The sequence below is a fragment of the Gluconobacter sp. NFX36 genome, assembly GCF_049887835.1.
Lineage (GTDB): Bacteria > Pseudomonadota > Alphaproteobacteria > Acetobacterales > Acetobacteraceae > Gluconobacter > Gluconobacter japonicus_A.
In genome coordinates this window covers 71,988-90,875 of record NZ_JAGEKJ010000011.1, presented here as the reverse complement: position 1 = coordinate 90,875, position 18,888 = coordinate 71,988, and the positions used below count along the sequence as shown (strand labels likewise).

General features: G+C 53.5%; 13 protein-coding genes and 3 pseudogenes. 3 read left to right on the top strand and 13 right to left on the bottom strand.

The window, feature by feature from the left end; translation table 11 throughout:
• Window positions 1-250, top strand: a pseudogene (locus J4P41_RS12075) (hypothetical protein); the annotation flags it as partial.
• A gap of 123 nt (window positions 251-373) precedes the next feature.
• Here J4P41_RS12075 and J4P41_RS12070 read toward each other — a convergent pair.
• From J4P41_RS12070 to J4P41_RS12055, 4 genes and pseudogenes are all read right to left on the bottom strand, one after another.
• Complete coding sequence (locus tag J4P41_RS12070) at window positions 374-2,863, bottom strand: phosphocholine-specific phospholipase C (protein ID WP_426067319.1); 2,490 nt, start codon at window positions 2,861-2,863, stop codon at window positions 374-376.
• A gap of 138 nt (window positions 2,864-3,001) precedes the next feature.
• The gene (locus J4P41_RS12065; RefSeq protein ID WP_426067318.1) at window positions 3,002-5,374 is read right to left on the bottom strand and encodes a TonB-dependent receptor; all 2,373 of its coding nucleotides are present in this window, start codon (window positions 5,372-5,374) and stop codon (window positions 3,002-3,004) included.
• Between the two features lie 703 nt (window positions 5,375-6,077).
• Window positions 6,078-6,404 carry a zinc-binding dehydrogenase gene (locus J4P41_RS12060; RefSeq protein ID WP_426067317.1) on the bottom strand — a complete coding sequence of 109 codons (327 nt, stop codon included), beginning with the start codon at window positions 6,402-6,404 and terminating at the stop codon, window positions 6,078-6,080.
• A 644-nt stretch (window positions 6,405-7,048) separates the two neighbouring features.
• Window positions 7,049-7,154, bottom strand: a pseudogene (locus J4P41_RS12055) (IS5/IS1182 family transposase); the annotation flags it as partial.
• 39 nt (window positions 7,155-7,193) lie between these two features.
• On the opposite strand from J4P41_RS12055, the pseudogene J4P41_RS12050 reads away from it, so the two are divergent.
• Window positions 7,194-7,936: pseudogene (locus tag J4P41_RS12050) on the top strand (integrase core domain-containing protein); the annotation flags it as partial.
• Here the strand turns inward: J4P41_RS12050 and otnI are convergent.
• The 5 genes from otnI to ltnD are packed head-to-tail and all read right to left on the bottom strand — an operon-like array spanning window position 7,933 to window position 13,022.
• The gene (gene otnI, locus J4P41_RS12045) at window positions 7,933-8,730 is read right to left on the bottom strand and encodes a 2-oxo-tetronate isomerase (protein WP_023941786.1); all 798 of its coding nucleotides are present in this window, start codon (window positions 8,728-8,730) and stop codon (window positions 7,933-7,935) included. The pseudogene J4P41_RS12050 and the gene otnI overlap by 4 nt on opposite strands.
• A 25-nt stretch (window positions 8,731-8,755) precedes the next feature.
• Complete coding sequence (locus J4P41_RS12040; RefSeq protein ID WP_426067316.1) at window positions 8,756-10,144, bottom strand: gluconate:H+ symporter; 1,389 nt, start codon at window positions 10,142-10,144, stop codon at window positions 8,756-8,758.
• Between the two features lie 33 nt (window positions 10,145-10,177).
• A complete protein-coding gene (locus J4P41_RS12035; protein WP_211569418.1) occupies window positions 10,178-10,819 on the bottom strand; it encodes an aldolase in 642 nt (213 codons plus the stop codon).
• Window positions 10,816-12,105 carry a 3-oxo-tetronate kinase gene (gene otnK, locus J4P41_RS12030; RefSeq protein ID WP_023941781.1) on the bottom strand — a complete coding sequence of 430 codons (1,290 nt, stop codon included), beginning with the start codon at window positions 12,103-12,105 and terminating at the stop codon, window positions 10,816-10,818. The genes J4P41_RS12035 and otnK overlap by 4 nt, the downstream gene beginning before the upstream one ends.
• Window positions 12,102-13,022 (bottom strand): L-threonate dehydrogenase, encoded by a 921-nt coding sequence (gene ltnD, locus J4P41_RS12025; protein ID WP_426067315.1) that lies wholly within the window; start codon window positions 13,020-13,022, stop codon window positions 12,102-12,104. The genes otnK and ltnD overlap by 4 nt, the downstream gene beginning before the upstream one ends.
• Before the next feature lie 144 nt (window positions 13,023-13,166).
• Between ltnD and J4P41_RS12020 the strand changes: the two genes are divergently transcribed.
• Window positions 13,167-14,126: a LysR family transcriptional regulator gene (locus J4P41_RS12020; RefSeq protein ID WP_211569420.1), complete on the top strand. Its 960-nt coding sequence runs from the start codon at window positions 13,167-13,169 to the stop codon at window positions 14,124-14,126.
• A gap of 42 nt (window positions 14,127-14,168) precedes the next feature.
• Here J4P41_RS12020 and J4P41_RS12015 read toward each other — a convergent pair whose 3' ends face one another.
• From J4P41_RS12015 to J4P41_RS12000, 4 genes are read right to left on the bottom strand one after another with little or no spacing between them, the layout of a single operon-like run.
• Complete coding sequence (locus tag J4P41_RS12015) at window positions 14,169-14,933, bottom strand: hypothetical protein (RefSeq protein ID WP_426067314.1); 765 nt, start codon at window positions 14,931-14,933, stop codon at window positions 14,169-14,171.
• Window positions 14,934-14,984: 51 nt separating this feature from the next.
• A complete protein-coding gene (locus tag J4P41_RS12010) occupies window positions 14,985-16,292 on the bottom strand; it encodes a c-type cytochrome (RefSeq protein ID WP_426067313.1) in 1,308 nt (435 codons plus the stop codon).
• Window positions 16,293-16,306: 14 nt separating this feature from the next.
• Window positions 16,307-18,085, bottom strand: coding sequence for a GMC family oxidoreductase (locus J4P41_RS12005; protein WP_426067320.1), 1,779 nt, complete (start codon window positions 18,083-18,085; stop codon window positions 16,307-16,309).
• Window positions 18,085-18,813 (bottom strand): gluconate 2-dehydrogenase subunit 3 family protein, encoded by a 729-nt coding sequence (locus J4P41_RS12000; RefSeq protein ID WP_426067312.1) that lies wholly within the window; start codon window positions 18,811-18,813, stop codon window positions 18,085-18,087. The genes J4P41_RS12005 and J4P41_RS12000 overlap by 1 nt, the downstream gene beginning before the upstream one ends.
• Window positions 18,814-18,888 lie beyond the last annotated feature (75 nt).

Here is an 18,888-nt window from a genome sequence, read left to right as displayed (position 1 = left end):
GGCGATGGACCGTGATCTGCTCAAAACGCAGAGCGAAAGTCACCCCGGAAACCCTCAATCAAAGCGCCAAAAAACTAAAATCATCAGACAAGCGCATCAACAAACAGTTCTTCGATCCCTCCACCTGGAAGATAAGGCTGGCCTCACACTAGCTGTTTTTGCTCCATTGTCACCAGTTCCCGAAGCTTCTCAGATTACTGTTTTAGATGTGAATAGCGAGAACATTAAAGGCAGTCTAAACGGACTTTAATACGCTCTTGGACCCATCAAAAAAAGAGGTCCCATAGTGTGTGTCCCTCACTTCCAAATTGAGTGTCGCGCTTCAGCCAGAACATGACGGTTACCTGGTTGAAGCACGTCGGGAGAACGAAATTCAGAGCGATCCTATTGCCGGGTCCGTCTGTCCGGGATGACCTGTTTCCACCCTCCCCGCGAAATGCCAGAGGAAACTGTCATCATCGGAACTGGTCAGCACAACATCATACCACATCGCATGCTGCGTAAGATCGAAAACGATTTCCACATTCTGTCCGGCGGCAATTTTCATGAATCTCTCTCCGCTCTGACCTGTTATCATGCTCACGATGTGCACCGTTGCGTCCCCGCGATTGGTCAGGCGCAGGACGAGATCCTTCTTCGTGCCCCGCAGATACTCACATGCCGCATGTATCCGAAGTCCTTTCGACTGCCCTTTATAGCGCCTGTAAAAACCATTCGGAGCATGAACTGAGACATCGTAAACGCTCTCTCTGAACATCGAAATATCGAGACCAGTGTTCAATGTATCACCTGCTGCGACGGCATAAGTCGCCGATTGCATACCGGATTTCGTATCGATACCATGACAATAGACATTAAAGGGAAGTCCAACGGCGCTGCTGCCATACAGGCCTGTACCGGCATGTAGATTCAGTGTGATAGTTTCACCTTCCCTATCCAACCCTCCGTCGCAATACGGTTCGTAGGGGAGTGCACAGGCCGGTCGTGATCCTGGTTCCTGCTGGAGAATTTTGCCAATTCCGTCATGCGCATTGTGGAGTGCCTTAACCTCATCGGTCGAAAGGGCACGGAAGCCGCCCGGCATGGGTCGATCACGGGCTTCCTCGATCATGTGCAAATGCGTATTGCGATCAAGATATGGCAACGTGGGGACGTGTCCGTCATAAGGACGAAAACATGACGTCAGATCACCACTGATCGCACGTCGCCAAGGTGAGATATTACTTTCTCTTACCGTCTTGCCAAACTTTGCCTCTACGAAGGTTTCCAGAAAGCGTAAGGTCGAGGTGTGTTCAAAAAGCTGAGAATTCACCCACCCTCCCCGGCTCCAAGGCGACGCGACGATCATTGGTACGCGAAAGCCGAGTCCGATCGGACCACTTCGCGCCAGACGGTCTGGCACGCCCCGATTTATCTCATCCTGTGCCGTTGTATATTCGAGACCATCTGATCCAATGGCGGCAGAAGACCGTCCCGTTTCCGGCCGGTTGGGATCGGGCGCGACATAAGAACAGCAATGATCGAAATATCCGTCATTTTCATCATAGGTGATGATAAAGATTGTCTTCTTCCAGACATCCGGATTTTCAGTCAGGATATCCATGACTTCCGATACATACCACGCCCCGTACCAGGGCGAGGTCGGATGATCAGAGAAATGTCCAGGTGCGGAAAGCCATGATACAGTCGGCAAGTTCCCCGTCTTCACATCCTTACGGAATTGGTAGAGGATGTCGCCTTTCGGAGCTTCCATGTGCAGGGATTTTTCACCGTCATGAAAGGTCAGTTTTTCCAACTTGCGATAGTCACTGTCACGATCATTGATCACGAACGCTTTTTCAAAAAGAGCACGTTCTGCGGGTGTCAGCTTTTCTTTTGTATGCCCAACGAGCGAGCGCCGTCTTAGAAGAACCTCCAAGAGGGCACGTGCTTCCGTCAGTTGTTCGCTATGGCTCTCGGAGACAAGCATCTCCCGGCTGTTCAAGCGATCAATATGGTGCTGACATTCACTAATCCGCTCCTCCAGCCAATCACCAAACCCCGGATTGGCAGAAACACAATACTGGTCGAAACATTCCAGAACGTTAGTGCCAAAATTACCAAGCCATCCGCGCTCGTCTTCGGTCATACCACCAGTTTGGGTCAGTTCGTTCTGATAATATTTCCACGATACTCCTGCCTGCTCCAGACGCTCGGGAAAAGTCGTCCAAGTCATCCCTCCTTCGAGGATCTCACCATTACGCATATAAACGTTTGACGTTGGATTTTGGCGGTCCCGCACTGTACCAGTCATAAACAGCAGACGATTAGGTGTCGTGCTGGTCATCGCACCGCAATAATTTTGATCACAAACGGTAAATGCATCTGCCAGAGCATAATAAAAAGGCAAATCTTCCCGGGTATAATACCCCATTGTTAGCGGATAGCGATCATATCCCTGATGATGCGATTTTTTCGCATCAATCCATTGATTGTGACCGCCCTCGTTCCAGGCATCAACCTGGCTGTCACGTGAATGGGGGATCGACCCCATCCATGTCACCCGTGTATCTCTGATATTTAGGCGCCAAGGTAGATAGGTTTCGCCTGACGCACTGGCCTGCGCAAAGACCGAAACACCGCTCGGCTGGCGCATTGCTCTTGGATCATTGAATCCTCGAACACCCTGCAGAGCGCCGAAAACGTGGTCGAATGAGCGATTTTCCTGCATCAAAATCACGACATGCTCGGCATCCCTCCATGTCGAGCCAACCTCGGGTGCGATTGCAAAAGCCCGCCGGATAGACGACGGCAACGCTAAAGTCGTGCCGACGGCCGCACCGGACAGGAGGGCATATTTCAGAAAGTCTCTGCGTGTTGTCACTCTAATGACCTTCCGACAGTTTCATAAAAAATTGTGGTTTGATCAGCACGATAAAGCAAACTAGCAGCTTCCGTGACGGAAAATAAATGGAACGGGTACATATCATTTCCGCTCCATTTTAAAGCCCATATCGCAACCTTAAAAATCTGCGGAAATCGTGCCCATAGCGACGAAAGGCGAACCGATCACATAGGTTGGACTAGAGCCCTTGATCGTCGTCCCGAAGATCCCTTTCTGCGTGGTCGCCGCAGCCGTGTATCCATACATTGAAGAGAGATAACTTGCGTCTCCCAGATTGACGAGATTGAGCTTGACCTTCGGAAGAACGTGCCCAATTTTGGGTAGGGTTCTACCAACACCGAGATTTGCAGTAACATAACCGGGAATACGCTGATCGTTCATGAGCGTCGCATATTGCGATCCGATATATGACAGTGTGAAGTTACCGAACCATGCTCCGTCATTATAAGTTAGACCCAACGAGCCGGAAAATTTCGGCGCGCCAACTTCCTGTTTGCCTTTCGTGCGCAGATAATCGCCACTATAGGCAATGTTGTTGCCGTTTCGAGTGCGCATATACTGACCGGACGCATAGGCACTGACATGATGCCATGGCCGCGTTGCGATTTCAGCCTGGATACCATACGCCTCCATCCCGCCCGCATTAATCAACTGGGATATCGTGGAGGTGGAACCTTCGACATAGCTTTGAGCAGATATCTGATGGTTGGTGACGTTGTAATGGAAACCCGCAAGGTTGGCCATGAGAAGACCATTATAACGATAACCGATTTCCTCAGTGATCATGTATTCAGGCTTGTAATCAGCCAGGGGAAGAGACTGAGCCTGACCTGTCGAACGGCTATAAGACGCAAGCTGTGAACTGAGAGACCCTGGGAGATGGTAGCCTGTCGTTCCATTGATATAAATCTGATGGTGCGAATTAAAGTTGTAATTAATCAATACCTGAGGGGAAGGAACAAATACGTTTCTGATTGATTTGTAGTCATTCCCCGCTACACCCGGAAGGTCCTGTGTATATTGACGGTTTGCCATCGCCATCCGGATGCCGCCGTCGATCGTCAGACGATCATGCAGAAATGACATTTTATCGTCCAGAGCGAAGCTATTAAGTTGCTGGAGACCGTTTTCGTTGTCCTCGCTTAGAGGTATTCCGCCGTTCGCCGTCAGCGCAGGACCATTCCCGTTCCATTGTCCCTTGCTGTTCACGGGATAAAAACGCATTTGGGCCGCTTCCTGGGCATAGGAATACCAATAGGTCAGACTGAGCGTATTAAAGCTATGCTTCCAGTGTCCCGTCAGAATCATCCCAGAAGATAGAGTATACCAGCTAGAAACTTCGGCAGCAGTCAAATTTTTATTGGCGGGATCATAACCCGGGAGACTCTGATAATTATCTAGGGACTTGTAACCTTCAGCACCTACAAATCCTTTTTTGACGGGTACGGTAGCTCCATAATAATAGGGTCCGTGGAACTCAACTGAGTACGCTTGGGCATCAAGGCTCAGACCATGGTCAAAGCTGAAATGATTCTTGATTGTTCCGTAAACCGCGCCGGTGTTCTTGCCATTCATTCCGACATAATGCGTATCGCCTGCACTATACTGGTCATCCAGGCCATATTTCATGCCGTATTTTTTCCAGTTGGCCAGGGAAGGATATAACCATTCTCCCTGTGCTGCCTTTGTCCAGCCGAAGATGACTTTTGAATCGCTATGCGGTGCCCACTGCTTCGTCAGTGCCGCATCAACATGCCATCGTTTGATATCTCCAACTCCGCGCCATATATCACCACGGGAATAGGATCCCGATACAAAAGCCCGCACCCCCGTATGACCGATCTCTCCGGTATCGTACCGGATGAAATCCTTGTTGGTTCCATACGAACCACCGGATCCTGCAATGTGAACATTCCGTTGGTCTGCCGGCCCGCGGATACTGGCAGAAATTTCGGCTCCGGTTGCATTGTATGTGGGAGAATTTATATCCACCGCTCCCTGCATAACATTGACCTGCCCCATGTTCTGGCTGTCAACGAGAGAGGGTGTATAGGTGCTGTATGTAAAGGGGTTAGCGGCTGGCATGCCTTCGAATGTCACACCGATTTCTGCCTGTGCCATGCCGCGTATATGAAGAGTGGAAAAGGAGGTCGTTAGCGGGCCTTCACTGGCTGAGACAACACCCGGCAATGTTGAAATCAGGGATTCAATGGTTGACGTGGGGGACTGCATTTCGATGTAGTCATGAGAAAGCGAACTGACTGTTTTGGCAACAGTATGCCGCACCATCATGCCACCGCCCGCATCCTTGCGGTAGCCAGTGACATTAATGCTCTCTTTTCTGCTTATATCGCGGGAAACATCTTTTTTCTGGGTGACAGTCACTTTTTTATACAGATGTTTTTGGGGCGTTCTGCTTTGTGCTTGGGCGCTCGTAGTAATATTCTGAAAACACAAGCAGCAAGTGGTGATGAACAAGATTTTCTTCATGGTCGCCCGTCCAATGAACCGAAAGTCGTGCCTCAAGTCCCGGAAAAATCATCTTCGCTCAACCCCTTTAAAAAAACTTCATTATATTTACGCAAAATTGTCACCTTATTTTAATATAAATTGTATTGTTCTCCAGTCATAGCGCGTACCATCAATCGGTATTCTCAGTTCTCCATCATTTCTGGATGGAAATTTTATGACATGGTTTCCTAGTCAAGTGGAAGGATCGAAAAACCGTTAACTGAATTTCTTGCGACCTAATTTTTGGGCTCAACGGGCAAGCATTGATGGTTTTGGATGATGAGCTTCACTCTTTTGCTTGGGCAGAGCGAAGTTATTGCCCCCCTAACCTGCTATGCGGATTGGCTGATCCGCTTCAGGCACAGGAAGCAGCGGATATCAAAATACAACGGCTTTCTGCCGTAAAACCTATGTCCATTTCTTCTTGTTATCAGACATAGGGGGTGAGGCACAAAAAAAGCACTAAAGGTCTTTTCGAGACGTGTTCCATAGATGCTCATCCAAGGGTAAAGTCTTCTGCCGGAAAGACAATCTGATCGTCTCTTGTCCTTTTTGCGAGAGACATTTCAACTCACGCAGGCTTGAAACCATCTCTCTAGGTTGCGACTGACTTGGGGAATCTAAAAGTCAGCTTTAGGCGCAATTAATGCCAAAGCTAACAATTTTTCTATCTTCTACGCGCTCAGGGAATATCAATCACAACCTTCCCCATATCTCTTGTACTAGCAAAGTATTGGTAAGCTTCTCTTGCGTGGCTGAAGGGGAAGACACGATCAATCACTGGCTGTATCTGATGCAAAGCAATTGCTTCATTCATGCTTTCAAATATTATCCGTGATCCAACCGTCACACCTTCAATAACCAGATTTCGACGCATGATGTTTACAGGGTCAGCGTCTCCTTCAGAGAGTACTCCCATCAGGTGAATCGCGCCTCCATACCGGCAAGCCGTCATGGAGTTGGACAAAGTTCCTGAACCTCCGACTCGATCACATGATCTGCGCTTCATTACGTCGGGTTCAGCGTTCTTAAGCCACGCATCATCATGGGCGTGCAAGGAGGAATCTCACAAGACGATGCACGCGAGCAAACTCAGTATCTCGATCGCCAGATGACAGAGCACAGGGACTGGGCTGCGGGCATTCATGACGTGCCGGAAATCCAGTTTAACAGAGCTTCAGACTGGGACGAACATCGAAAGCTCAAGCCCGGAGCTCCTGTCTACAGCCCGTTTATTCGGCACCAAGAAAAATTACGATTGAATTGACAGAGATAAACCTCGGATATTGTCTAAACCAATGTCTGCTTTGCTAGCCCTTCTGAAATAATCCAAAGGTCTAAGACGAGGACGGAAACAATAGGTTCGCTTCCGCCTCATATGATACGTCAAATACGTTGTTTGGCTTTACAGATAGCCGACATTAATGAGTAAATTTTGAAAAATTTAGCATGTTCATTGTATTCAGCGGGCTGCGGTAGAGAGAAAAATTGGTTTTCCTCGTGTCATTCTGGTGCGTTTTGGCGGGATGACCGGGGTAATCCCGCACTGTATCAGTCGATTCATAAACCTGCCCGCGGCATACGCCCTGTCGGCAAGGAAAGCATCCGGGTCGATGTTTTCCGGTCACCGAACCGGGCAGAAAGATCACGTCATGGAATACCCGCACGATAGGCGATACAGCACCGCCTCCACGAACAGACGGTTGTCCGCCACTGTACTGCCGACATAGCCTTCACAACCCCGGAGAATATTCTTTATCCCCGCCTACTGGTCATCACGTAAACCATAGCGCCGCATTCGAAGAAGTTCGGGATCAACCCGAAAACAATTGCGAAATGACGGAAGCGTCAGACGGTTGAGGATCAGAAAACCGGCCCTAAAGAGCGGCGCTCAACTGTCCTTCCGAGACGGACGAAGCGGTGATCGTGGCATTTCGACGCCACACTTTATGCCGTTGGATGACTGCCTTTATGCCCTGCAGGGGCCAGCATCCCCCAGCTGACACACTCCCCCTACATCGCTGCTTTCAGCGTCACGAGATCTCACGGCTGCCGTACATCGAGGGATGACAAGCCCAAAAGCCAGTGCCTCAAAAGCTACCTGATGGGATTCTTTCATCTCGACTAGCGGAAGTCCAGATCGTTGAAGGGAAGCTGTACCTCTTGGTTGCCATCGACCGGATAAGAAAACTCGCTGTCACACAACTGGTCGGGAAAGCCGATCAGCAGACGGCCTGGTCGCGTCCCATACGCTTCGACATGATCTGCGAAGCTCATGGGATTAAGCACCGTCTGACAAAACCAAACCATTCATGAACGAACGGGCAGGTTGGGCGGATGAACCGGACAATCAAGGAAGCAACTGTCAAACGCTTCCATTACGACAGTCATGAGCAGCTGAGGACACATCTCAATGACTTCATGGCAGCCTATAAGTTCAATATCCTCATACCTTACGAAGGTGTCGGAACAATCTGGACTTCAGATCCAGAAAGATTCATCATCAATCCAACCCAGAAAATCCCGGGACTAGACACCTAGAGCATTTTTGCAATGGCACCACGCCATGAACCTAACCAGCCCAGACCTTCAGATGTCGTAGAGCGAGGGTTATATTCGCACCCAATCCAGCCACGATAACCAACACGGTCCAGCCACTCGAAAAGATAGGGATAATTGACCTCGCCTGCGTTCGGCTCATGCCGATCAGGGACGCTGGCCGCTTGAATATGGCCGATCGATTCAAGTAAGGTCTCCAATCGTACCACAAGGTCGCCCTGCATAATCTGCGCGTGATACAGATCGAACTGGATCTTCACATTATCCGCCCCGATCAGGTCACAAACTGCCTTCGTTTCTTCCTGATAGTTCATAAAATATCCGGGCATGTTGCGCGTATTGATAGCTTCGAGAACGATAGTCAGCCCAAGAGATTTCGCTTGTAAGGCCGCGTATTCAATATTCCGCAGATAGGTTTCCATCTGTCGTTCATACGGGATGTCATTATCGCGCAGACCGGCCATGACATGCAGGCGGCTGTTCCCAAGAGCCCGAGAGTACTCCAGTGCAAGCCCGATCGTGCGCTGGAACTCTTCTTCACGTCCAGGGAGTGCCGCCAATCCACGCTCTCCCTGATCCCAGTTTCCAGGAGGGGCATTGAACAACGCAACATGCAGATCGTTTCCCCCGACACGGGCCTTCAGGTCATGCCTGTCAAAATCATAAGGGAACAGAAATTCGATGCCTTTGAACCCATCGCGTGCGGCGGCGTCAAAACGCTCAAGAAATTCAAGCTCCGGGTAGTTCATGGTCAGGTTTGCGGCAAAAGCGGGCATGGCGCGAGACTTCCTTTGTGATGAATTACGAGACGAAAGGCCACAGGATGCAGGTTGCCAGAAACCCCAGAATACCAAGGGTCGTTGTCAGAACAGTCCAGGTCCGCAGACCGTCTGCAACATCAATTCCGGACAGTTTCGTGAAGATCCAGAACCCTGCGTCGTTGACGTGAGACACCGATAGCCCTCCTCCCCCCATGGCCAGCGCCAGCAGAGCAAGCTGGTTGGGGTTGGCATGCATCTCGGCAATCATGGGGCCGAGAATTCCCGCAGTTGTCACAAGGGCCACAGTCGTCGACCCCTGCACCGCACGCAGGATCATGCTCAGAATAAAAGCCAGTGCGAGAGCAGGTAGTCCGGTTGTGCGGAGCATGTCGGAGATGACGTGGCCAATGCCACTTTCCACCAGGATATTTCCGAATACGCCGCCACAGCCCGCAATCAGGATAACCATTGCGACGCCAGGCACTGCTGAACCAATAACGGTCGAAACCTGCTCGAAGCTCCATCCCCGCCGCAGTCCCAGCGTATATCCTGCAAGAAGCGTATCAAGCAGAAGGGCTGTTATCGGCGAGCCAATGAGATGGGCAGTTCCTGCATAGGAAGATCTGGGAGGAAGAAAGATCGACAGCATCGTCCCCAGCATGATGAGGACGATCGGAAGCAGGATCAAGCCGACAATCAGCCAGAATCCGGGAGGCCTCGCCGACGGCAGCACGTGAACGGAGGACTCTGGCCCAGCCTTGAACATCTCCCCTTCACATCCGCTGACCGCTGCGCGAATGTCTGGCGCGTACGTGAACTCGCATCGCGTCATGCGCTGCGCAATCAGGGCACCCGCTCCGCAGACGAGCAGGGTTATGGGTACCCCGAAAGCCAGAACACGCCCCATATTCGCGCCAATCTGCGCCGCGGCAGCGGCGGGACCTGGATGGGGTGGCAGAAACGAATGCACCGTCAGCATGGCCGCGCACATCGGAAGTGCGAAAATCATGAGAGAGCGTCGGGTCACGTTCGACACACCATAGAGCAGCGGCATGACCATGATCACGCCAACCTCGAAAAAGACCGGAATGCCGATCAGGAACCCTGCGAGCGTCAGGGCAAGCGGGACGCGTCTGTCCCCGAAACGGGCGATAAGATCGCGTGCGAGAACCTGGGCGCCCCCTGAAATCTCAACGATTTTCCCGATCATGGCCCCAAGGGCGATGATAATGGCGATGTGTCCCAGCGTCTTGCCCATCCCTGCTTCAATTGCAGGGACGATCTTGGCTGCGGGCATCCCGGCAAAAAGGGCGACAAACATGCTGACGATCAGCAGCGTCAGGATCGGATGAAGTTTGAAACGGATGATCAGCACCAGCATCAGCACGATGCCGGCAATGGCGCTGGCCAGAAGAGCCATCGGGGCCATATCAGGACTTCTCCTGCTTTCGAAAAGGCCAAATCAGTCCCATGTCACCCCGAACACAGCCGCAATCTCGGCAAGTGCGGCATCATCCAGCGGTGCGGGCCGGGGCGTGGTCATCAGCCACAGGCGCGCCGTTTCTTCGAGTTCAGCCAGCGCATCGCTTGCACGCGTCACACTGCTCCCCCAGACGACCGGCCCGAGACGATCCAACATGACTCCGTTGACCGAAGGGGCCAGTTCTGCCACGCGCGCTGCCGCTTTCGGCGATCCCGGGCGTTCATAGGGGATCAACGGAACACGCCCGATCTTCATGACTTGGTACGGTGTGATCGGGGGCAGGATGGCATTTTCGGCGTCCACACCCGCCAGGGTCAGCGCAACAAGATGGGTGGAATGCGTGTGGATGATCCCGTTGCAGTCCGGTCTCTGCTCATAAATTCTGCGATGCAGGGTCACCGTTTTGGAGGCGCGCGGCCCGGAAACCTGATTGCCTTCAAAATCGGTTTTGGCGATTCCTTCGGGTGTAAGGCGTCCCAAGCACACGTCCGTGGGCGTAATCAGCCAGCCGTCCGAGAGACGCGCGCTGATATTTCCCGCACTTCCGCTTGTATGCCCGCGCGCATACAGATCCCGCCCAATCGCACAGATTTCCTCGCGGCATGCTCTTTCATCAATCATGACTGACCTCCCGACAATGCCAGCAGCGCTTTTTTAAAGAAGTCAGCCTCTCCGAAATTCCCTGATTTCAGCGCAAGTGCGAGCGGTACGCTGCCCGTTGACACGGTTGCAGGAACGCCTGGTGCTATCGGCGCGCCGATACGCAGGCCCTTGACGCCAAGAGACTGGACGACGGCTCCGGACGTTTCTCCACCGGCGACGACAAAACGTCTAACACCCCGGTCTCTTAAAGACCGTGCGATAAGGCCCAGCGCATGCTCGACCATTTCTCCCGCCTTCCGGGCTCCTATTGCGGCCTGCACCTGCCTGAGTTCATCGGCCGGGCTGGTTGCATAAATGAGGACGGTCTGATCGGTATGAGTGTCGAAGAAGACAATCGCCTCCTCTACAACCGGTTCACCGGCAGCAAGCTTCATGACATCAATCCGGTACGCTGGCCGTTCCGCCTCAATCCACCGCGCCACCTGAAGGTTTGTTCTCAGCGAACCACTGCCGGCGAGCACAACGTCCTTTCCTGCCACGACCGGCAGAACAGCAGCATCCGCACCGGAGAGTTCGTTATGCGTCCTGAAATTGTCAGGCAGCCCCAGCGCAATCCCTGACCCGCCCGTGATCAGGACATGATCATGACAGGCCTGTCCGATCACTTTCAGATCAGCTTCGGAAATCGCATCGACAATAAGAAGGGTAGCCCCCTCAGCCTGAGCCTTCTCGATCGCTGCCCGAACATGTTCCATGCCCTTCAGAACAGTCGGAAGATCAATCAGTCCGACAGTGCCTTTTGACTGTGCCTGAAGCACGCGTACGAGATTGGCGTCCCTCATTGGTGTCAGAGGATGGTTCTGCATCCCGCTTTCATTGAGAAGCGCACGACCAACAAAGAGATGGCCATTATAAACCGTACGTCCATTACCGGGAAAAGAGGGAGCGGCAATCGTGATCTGCTGTCCCAGGGCTTTGGACAGAGCTTCCGCAACCGGGCCAATATTGCCATGCTCCGTAGAATCAAAGGTAGAGCAGTATTTGAAAACAATCTGTCGGCAGCCTGCACCCCGCAGGAAGTCCAAAGCGGCTAGTGACTGTGCCACGGCGTCGCCGGCCGCAATCGTGCGCGACTTGAGGGCGACAACGATTGCTTCAGCATCCGCGATCATCGGATCGTCTGCCTCAGGAATTCCAATGCTCTGCACCGTTTTCATGCCTGCACGGACCAACGTGCTGGCAATGTCGGTCGCGCCTGTAAAATCATCGGCAATACAGCCAATAAAGGCTCCGCGTCCGGTCATGCTTTTTCTCCCCCATCGGAAGAGGGAAGTGTGATTCCGGGAAAAATCTTGATGACTGCGGAATCATCTTCCCGACCATGTCCGGCCGCAGACGCGTTGAGGAACATCTGATGCGCGGTCGCCGCCAGAGGCAGGGGAAATTTCGTCCGACGGGCCGTATCAAGCGCCAGACCAAGATCCTTGACGAAAATATCCACCGCTGACAGCGGTGTATAATCTCCTGCAAGAATATGAGGCACCCGGTTTTCGAACATCCAGGAATTGCCGGCACTATGGGTGATGACTTCATACAGGGTCGCCGGATCGGCGCCTTCGCGCAGGCCCAGTGCCATGGCTTCGGCGGCCGCTGCGATATGAATGCCCGCCAGATGCTGATTGACGATTTTCACACGCGTGCCGACACCGACTTTAGCTCCGAGCCGATAGACCTTGCCTGCCATGGCAGGAAGAACCTTTTCGGCACGGACATAAGCGTCTTCCGGGCCGGAGGTCATCAGCGTCATCTCGCCGGAAGCCGCCTTGGCGGCCCCTCCGGACATGGGCGCATCCAGCAGCCAGAGATCGTGCTTCCTCAGACGTGCCTCGAGCCCTTCAATGAAAGCTGGCGCTACGGTCGCACAGGAAATGACCAGAGAACCCGATTTCAGCGTCTCGACTGCTCCCTGTTCTCCGAAGAGGACCTGTTCTGTCTGCTCCGCGTTCACAACCTGAATGATCAGGACGTTACAGGCCTCTGCAAGAGCGGCGGGCGAAGTATACGCCTTCCCTCGTTCAGCTTCGAACGCAGTCAGCGCTTCCGCACGCATATCATATGCGCCCACACGAAACCCTGCACGCAGCAACGATTTCGCGACACCATGACCCATCGCGCCAAGGCCGATCACTCCGATCTGACCTGCCTGATCCTTATCGTACATCGTCACCCCCTATCTGAAGCGCTAAAGTATTCCTTGCGCCCTCCATCAAGACAGGGGCGCCTGAAGAGGAATAATTCACAGATTTTATGATAGGTCTAATGCGTAAACCGTTATGTTTCATGTTCCTCATGTTATGTTGAGTCCATGCAAGAGAAGCAGCTTTTACCCCCATCCTGGTTCGTCGATATTCGGCTGAAATTCCGGCATCTCCAGCTATTGCAGGCTCTTTCACGTCACAACACACTTCAGAGTGCCGCTGAAAGCCTCGGTCTGGCGCAGCCAGCCGCGTCACGGCTGCTGGGGGATCTCGAAGATGTGATTGGCATTCCCCTCTTTCAGCGAGAAGGACGCCGTCTTGTGATCAACTCCTATGGCAGCGTTCTGACCCGACACGCCAACAACCTGCTTGATGAACTTGACCGCACCCGTGACGAGTTCAATGCGCTTCTCTCAGGTGGCGCAGGTAACGTCTCCATCGGTGCCATCGACGGGCCCGTTGTCGATCTGCTGACGACGGCAGTGCTCAATATCCAACGTGACAACCCGGATATATCGCTCGAAATCCGTACCGGATCGAGCATCGGCCTTTTCCATGACCTGATGAACGGGTATATCGACATCATGATTGGTCGCCCGCCGGAAGATACGCAGAGCATGGCGTGTCATTATACCCCGATCGGCGAAGAGCCCATGGTCATTGCAGCCCGTCAGAACCATCCTCTTTTCAGGAAGACAACTCCAGTGCGGCTGGAGGACATGGCGCCTTTTCCCTGGATCCTACAAAGAAAAGGAGGAAAATCACGCAGCAGACTGGAGAGCATCTTTCAGGACAGAAACCTGCCGCTCCCGAAAGATATCATCGGCAGCGACTCTTTGGTGATGACACTCGCTTATCTGGAAAAGACAGACGCACTGACAGTTCTCTCCGCTGCGGTCGCCAATCAGCAGGCCAAATACAGGCAGATCCAGATTGTTTCGTCTGATGTGAACATCGCCATCAGTTCATACGGAATTCTGATGCTCAAATCCCGCAATCAGTCCCGTCCCACCATGACGGTTCTCGACGAACTGGAAAAAACGTTGCGCCCGGCGATAGGAGGCTGAGACTGCCGGGCGTCCAGATGGACCCCCGGCTTGCAAATCCCGTTACCTCAACTCGTATTCGTTGTAGTCCAAGGGCTCCATGCCGCCGTTAATGACTTCAAACGTGCCTTTCGCCAGAACCTGTGCATCTGCCTGGTCCAGGTGCTGTTCGGAGAATGCCACGGCTCCCTTCTCACGCGTCATCAGGCGTCCTCCGGTGAGAAATACACGCACACCCGGCCCCGACTGCGTATAGTCTCCCGTGCTCTGTCCTGGCTCCAGATGAACATGCCACCCCCGAACGACCGGCTTGTCGAGAATCATTCTGAAAGCCTGACTATTCGCTCGGTCAGCCGGCCCGAAATGTCCAACGCCTTTGCGTTTTATCTCGAATGCGACCTGTGAATTTACAGTATCGCTTGTATTGATGACCTGATCGACGTCCGATTTCTGGCTGTAGGGAAGGTAACGCACCTCACCCTCCTTCATCGTACCATCCTTGGACGGTTCAGATAAGGAGTCCTTGTGTATGGTCGTCCCGACGATCGGTGTATTCACATAGTCAAGCGACTGACGATGCCAACGGGTTTTGCCGTGGGGTGGAATAATGACGCGCATCAGCCTGATATCTTCGTTTTCGAAGATAACATGATGATAGGTGTCCTGTGCCGTCTCGACGATTTCCGATGAGTCGGGTTTGTGTGTAGCCGCCTGAACGTTGCCACCATGAAATATCACCAGCGTCAGGACACAGAGACCACCCAACACGCGCTTGGCAGATGACGTGGATTTCAGCGCTGGTATGGAGAAATCAGATTTTTGAATCACAAACATTTCGTTCCTTGCTCCTCGTGATCTGGACAAAGTTGGACACCTGTTTCACTCACCCGCAGGCTTCTTTTCGTCTGTGGTTGCCTGTCGGATCTTCGCCACCTGTGACGCCGTCATTGCCGCGCCGTGATTGCCCCAGCTTTGCTCGAGAAAAGTGACAAGGTCGGCAATCTGCTGATCATCAAGAACATCCCGGTATGACCCCATCACCAGAGACGACGGCGCAGCCGAAACTCCGGGAAGCCGTCCGCCGCTCAGAATGATATGAGCAGCCGAAGTTGCATCAGGGCCCTGAAGAACCGGATTTCCGGCAAGCGGAGGAAATACACCGGGATATCCGTGTCCGTCTGTCCGGTGACAGGCGGCGCAACGGTCAACATAAATCCTCGCACCTTCCGACGGCATTTTTCCGGCAGCTAGCTGGCGCGATACCGCGTCATCATAACGAAACGCCCCAACCGGAACGCCTTGCGGAGGACCAAGCGTCTTCAGGAAGGCCGCGATCGCCGCCAGGTCATGGTCATTCGTCAGGGAGGTCGAGTGCGTGATGACGCCGTTCATCGCACCGAATGTCGCACCATGCCTGTTACGCCCCGTTTTCAGGAAGGCCACGATATCCTCGGAGGTCCAGCCCACAAGTCCACCGGCGTCATCACTCCGAAGACTGGGCGCGACCCAGTTGTCTACGATGAAGCCGCCGGACAGATATTTCGGCCCATCCGCTGCAGTCTGGACCTTCTCGGCGAGTACGAGATTGCGTGGCGTATGGCAGCTTCCACAATGCCCCGGCCCTTCCACAAGATAACGGCCACGCTCGACCAGCGCATCCGGCGTCGCATCATGAGAGGCAGACGGTAATGGAGGCGCAGGTGAAGGCGCAAAAAGCAGGCGCCAGATCGCCAGAGGCCAGCGTGCTGACAATAACCATGGAATATCCGGCGCCCGGTTTTTCAGGCTGACCGGAGCGACACCCTGCGTGAGGTAGGCGTAAAGGGCCTGCAGATCCTCATCCGTCATTTTCGAATAGGACGGATACGGCATCGCCGGATAAACGCTCGACCCGTCTTTCCTGATTCCCCGACGCATGAGACGCGCGAAATCCTCGTAGCTCCAGGCGCCTATCCCGGTGTCACGATCAGGCGTGATATTGGTGGAGTAAATTGCTCCTATCGGCGACTGAAGAGCCAGCCCACCTGCCAGATATTTGCCGTCATGGGCGGTATGACATGCTTCGCAGTCGCCCAGAACAGCAACATATGCCCCCCGTTTGATCAGATCCGCATCATCGGCATACGCACCTGATGACTGCATGACGCAAATCGCCCCAGCCAGTACCGGAAGAAGGCGCCGCTTCATTGTTTTACGCCTCTTCATGCCTGCACCATTGGTCCGGGAGACTTCAGATAACGCTCCCTGATTGCCTTTGCAGACCAGTAAGCCAGAGCCGCAACGATACCAGTGGGATTGTAGCCGATGCCCTGCGGAAATGCCGATGATCCGATAACGAAGAGATTGGATACGTCCCAGTGCTGGAGATAGCGATTGACCACACTATCCTTGGGGGACGTTCCCATGATCGCCCCACCCGCGATATGCGTCGTCTGATAATGACGAAGGTCGAATTCCTCTCCGAACTCCTTCGTCTCGACCGACATGGATTCTGGTTTCATGGCCCGACCGATATCCGCCATCCGGTCCGTCACGTAACGGATCATCTTCACATCATTGTCGTGCCAATTAAACGTGATCCGCAGCAGCGGACGCCCGGCAGTGTCGCTATAGGTCGGATCAAGAGACAGATAGCAGTCGCGAAATGCCATATTGGTGCCATGGGCATGGATCGATATCGTGTGCTGGAAGTTGTCCTTGACGGCTTTCTTCCAATGAGCACCCCATTGCGGTGTTCCCTTGGGCACCGCGGCGCTGCTGATCGGCTTGCTCCCGGCCTGATTGACCCAGATCGGCGCTCCACCGACAAAGCCCAGCGGTCCATGATCAAAGTTATCCGCATTGAAATCATCGATCGCCACACCGTTGCCACCGGCCCCGATGAACGGATTGGTGAATTTGTCCTGCCCGAAGAACAGCGTTACGCCGGATTCATTCTGATAGACGAAATTACGCCCAACAGTCCCCTCACCTGTCTTTGGGTCATAAGGCTGCCCGATCCCGGAGAGAAGAAGCAGGTAAGGATTGTTGTAAGCAAAACTGGCCAGAATGACGATATCGGCGGTCTGGCGGACTTCCTCACCTTTGGACGTCCGATAGATCACGCCCGTGGCTTTCTTGCCAGATGAATCTGTCTCGACTTTCAGGACATCACATTCCGCCCGTAGTTCAAAACGACTTTCACGCTCGAGTGCAGGCAGGATGTTCACATTTGGAGATGCCTTGGAATAGTTGTAGCAGGCATAACCGCTGCAAAACCCACAGAACGTACAGGCTCCCATCTGGCATCCATAAGGATTGGTATAGGCCTGTGACGCATTGGCGGACGGGATGCGGAAGGGATGATACCCACACTCCGCTGCGGCCTTGCTGTAGAGTTCGGCGGAATAGGTATTCTTCATGGCGGGCAATGGAAAAGGCGTTGAACGATCCGCATCGAACGGATTTCCATCACCTACGATCTTGCCATTGACCTTATAGGCCTGCCCCGACGTCCCGAACACGCTCTCGGCGAAGGCAAAATGCGGCTCAAGCTCTTCATAGGACACGCCCCAGTCCTGAATGGTCATGTCTTGTGGAATAAAGTTCTTCCCGTATCGTTCCTCGTAATGACTGCGCAGACGGAGTTCGACAGGCGAAATACGCCAGTGGCATCCGGACCAGTGCAGGCCGGCCCCACCGACCCCCGTTCCCGGCAGAAATGCCGCGAGTTGCCGGTAGGGAGCCGCCACATCACTGTCGCGATGGCGCACCGTCACCGTCGACTGCGACGGCTGAAGGAAAAGAGCATGTCGGGTGTTGTGCGTGAGTTCGTCGATTGACGAGGGATAGGCCCCTTCAGGCCAGGTGTCACGGCGTGGGCCACGCTCCAGCGCAACCACGTTCAGCCCCGCCTGCGTCAGTTCCCGCGCCATGATGGCGCCGACCCAGCCAAAGCCGACAATCACCACATCGGTATGTTTTTCGTTACGAGAAACCATCATACGCCTCCCTGCACGCCATGAACGCCAACTGAAACGGGCGGAAGGGGGTAGCGCGCCCCATAACGATCAACCCAGTCCGTAAAATCCGCACGGGCACCGGGGAACCCGATCATTTTCCAGGCTCCCATTTCGTAGTTCCCGCCATGTATCGGATCGGCGAAATAGCCTTCCTTGCAGTTTTTGAGGATCTGTCCGAACAGAAGCTTCGACGGCACGGGCGACAGCGTGAGGCTTCCCTTTTCCATCTGGCCGATAATCCGGTCACGTTCCCCCGCATCAAGCTGATGGAACGGCTTGCCATAGCGTTGCATGATCGCACTGTGCAGCGCTGGAAGACCCTGTTTGTAGATATCTCTCGGCGTGAAAAGGAATTGATAGCCCAGCTCAGCCGATGTCTTCATCAGAGGCGGCCGGAGATACCATTCGCTTCCATGGCCGTAAGGCGTATTCATCTGCCGATCAATGAATTCAGGCACATGCGCCTCAAGCGCGCCCGGCCCCTCGGCATCCGCCGGAATCAGCCTGTCTACAAAGCTGTTCAGTGTCTGCCACTCGTCATCGGAAAAAAATACGGGCCGATAAGCATATTCCCTGTCGGCAGCTTCTGACACGCCTTCCGAAGGGAAATGGAATAAAGCTGCTGCAACAACACCCAGCGCCGTCCCCTGAAGCATGGCGCGACGACCACAGACCAAAGCACCGCCATTTTGCGATCTAACGCTCATTCTCCAGACACCTTTGAAAATTCGGTAAAATTGTTATGCGCGTGGATGCAATCAGCCGCGCGGACGCAGCTCAGT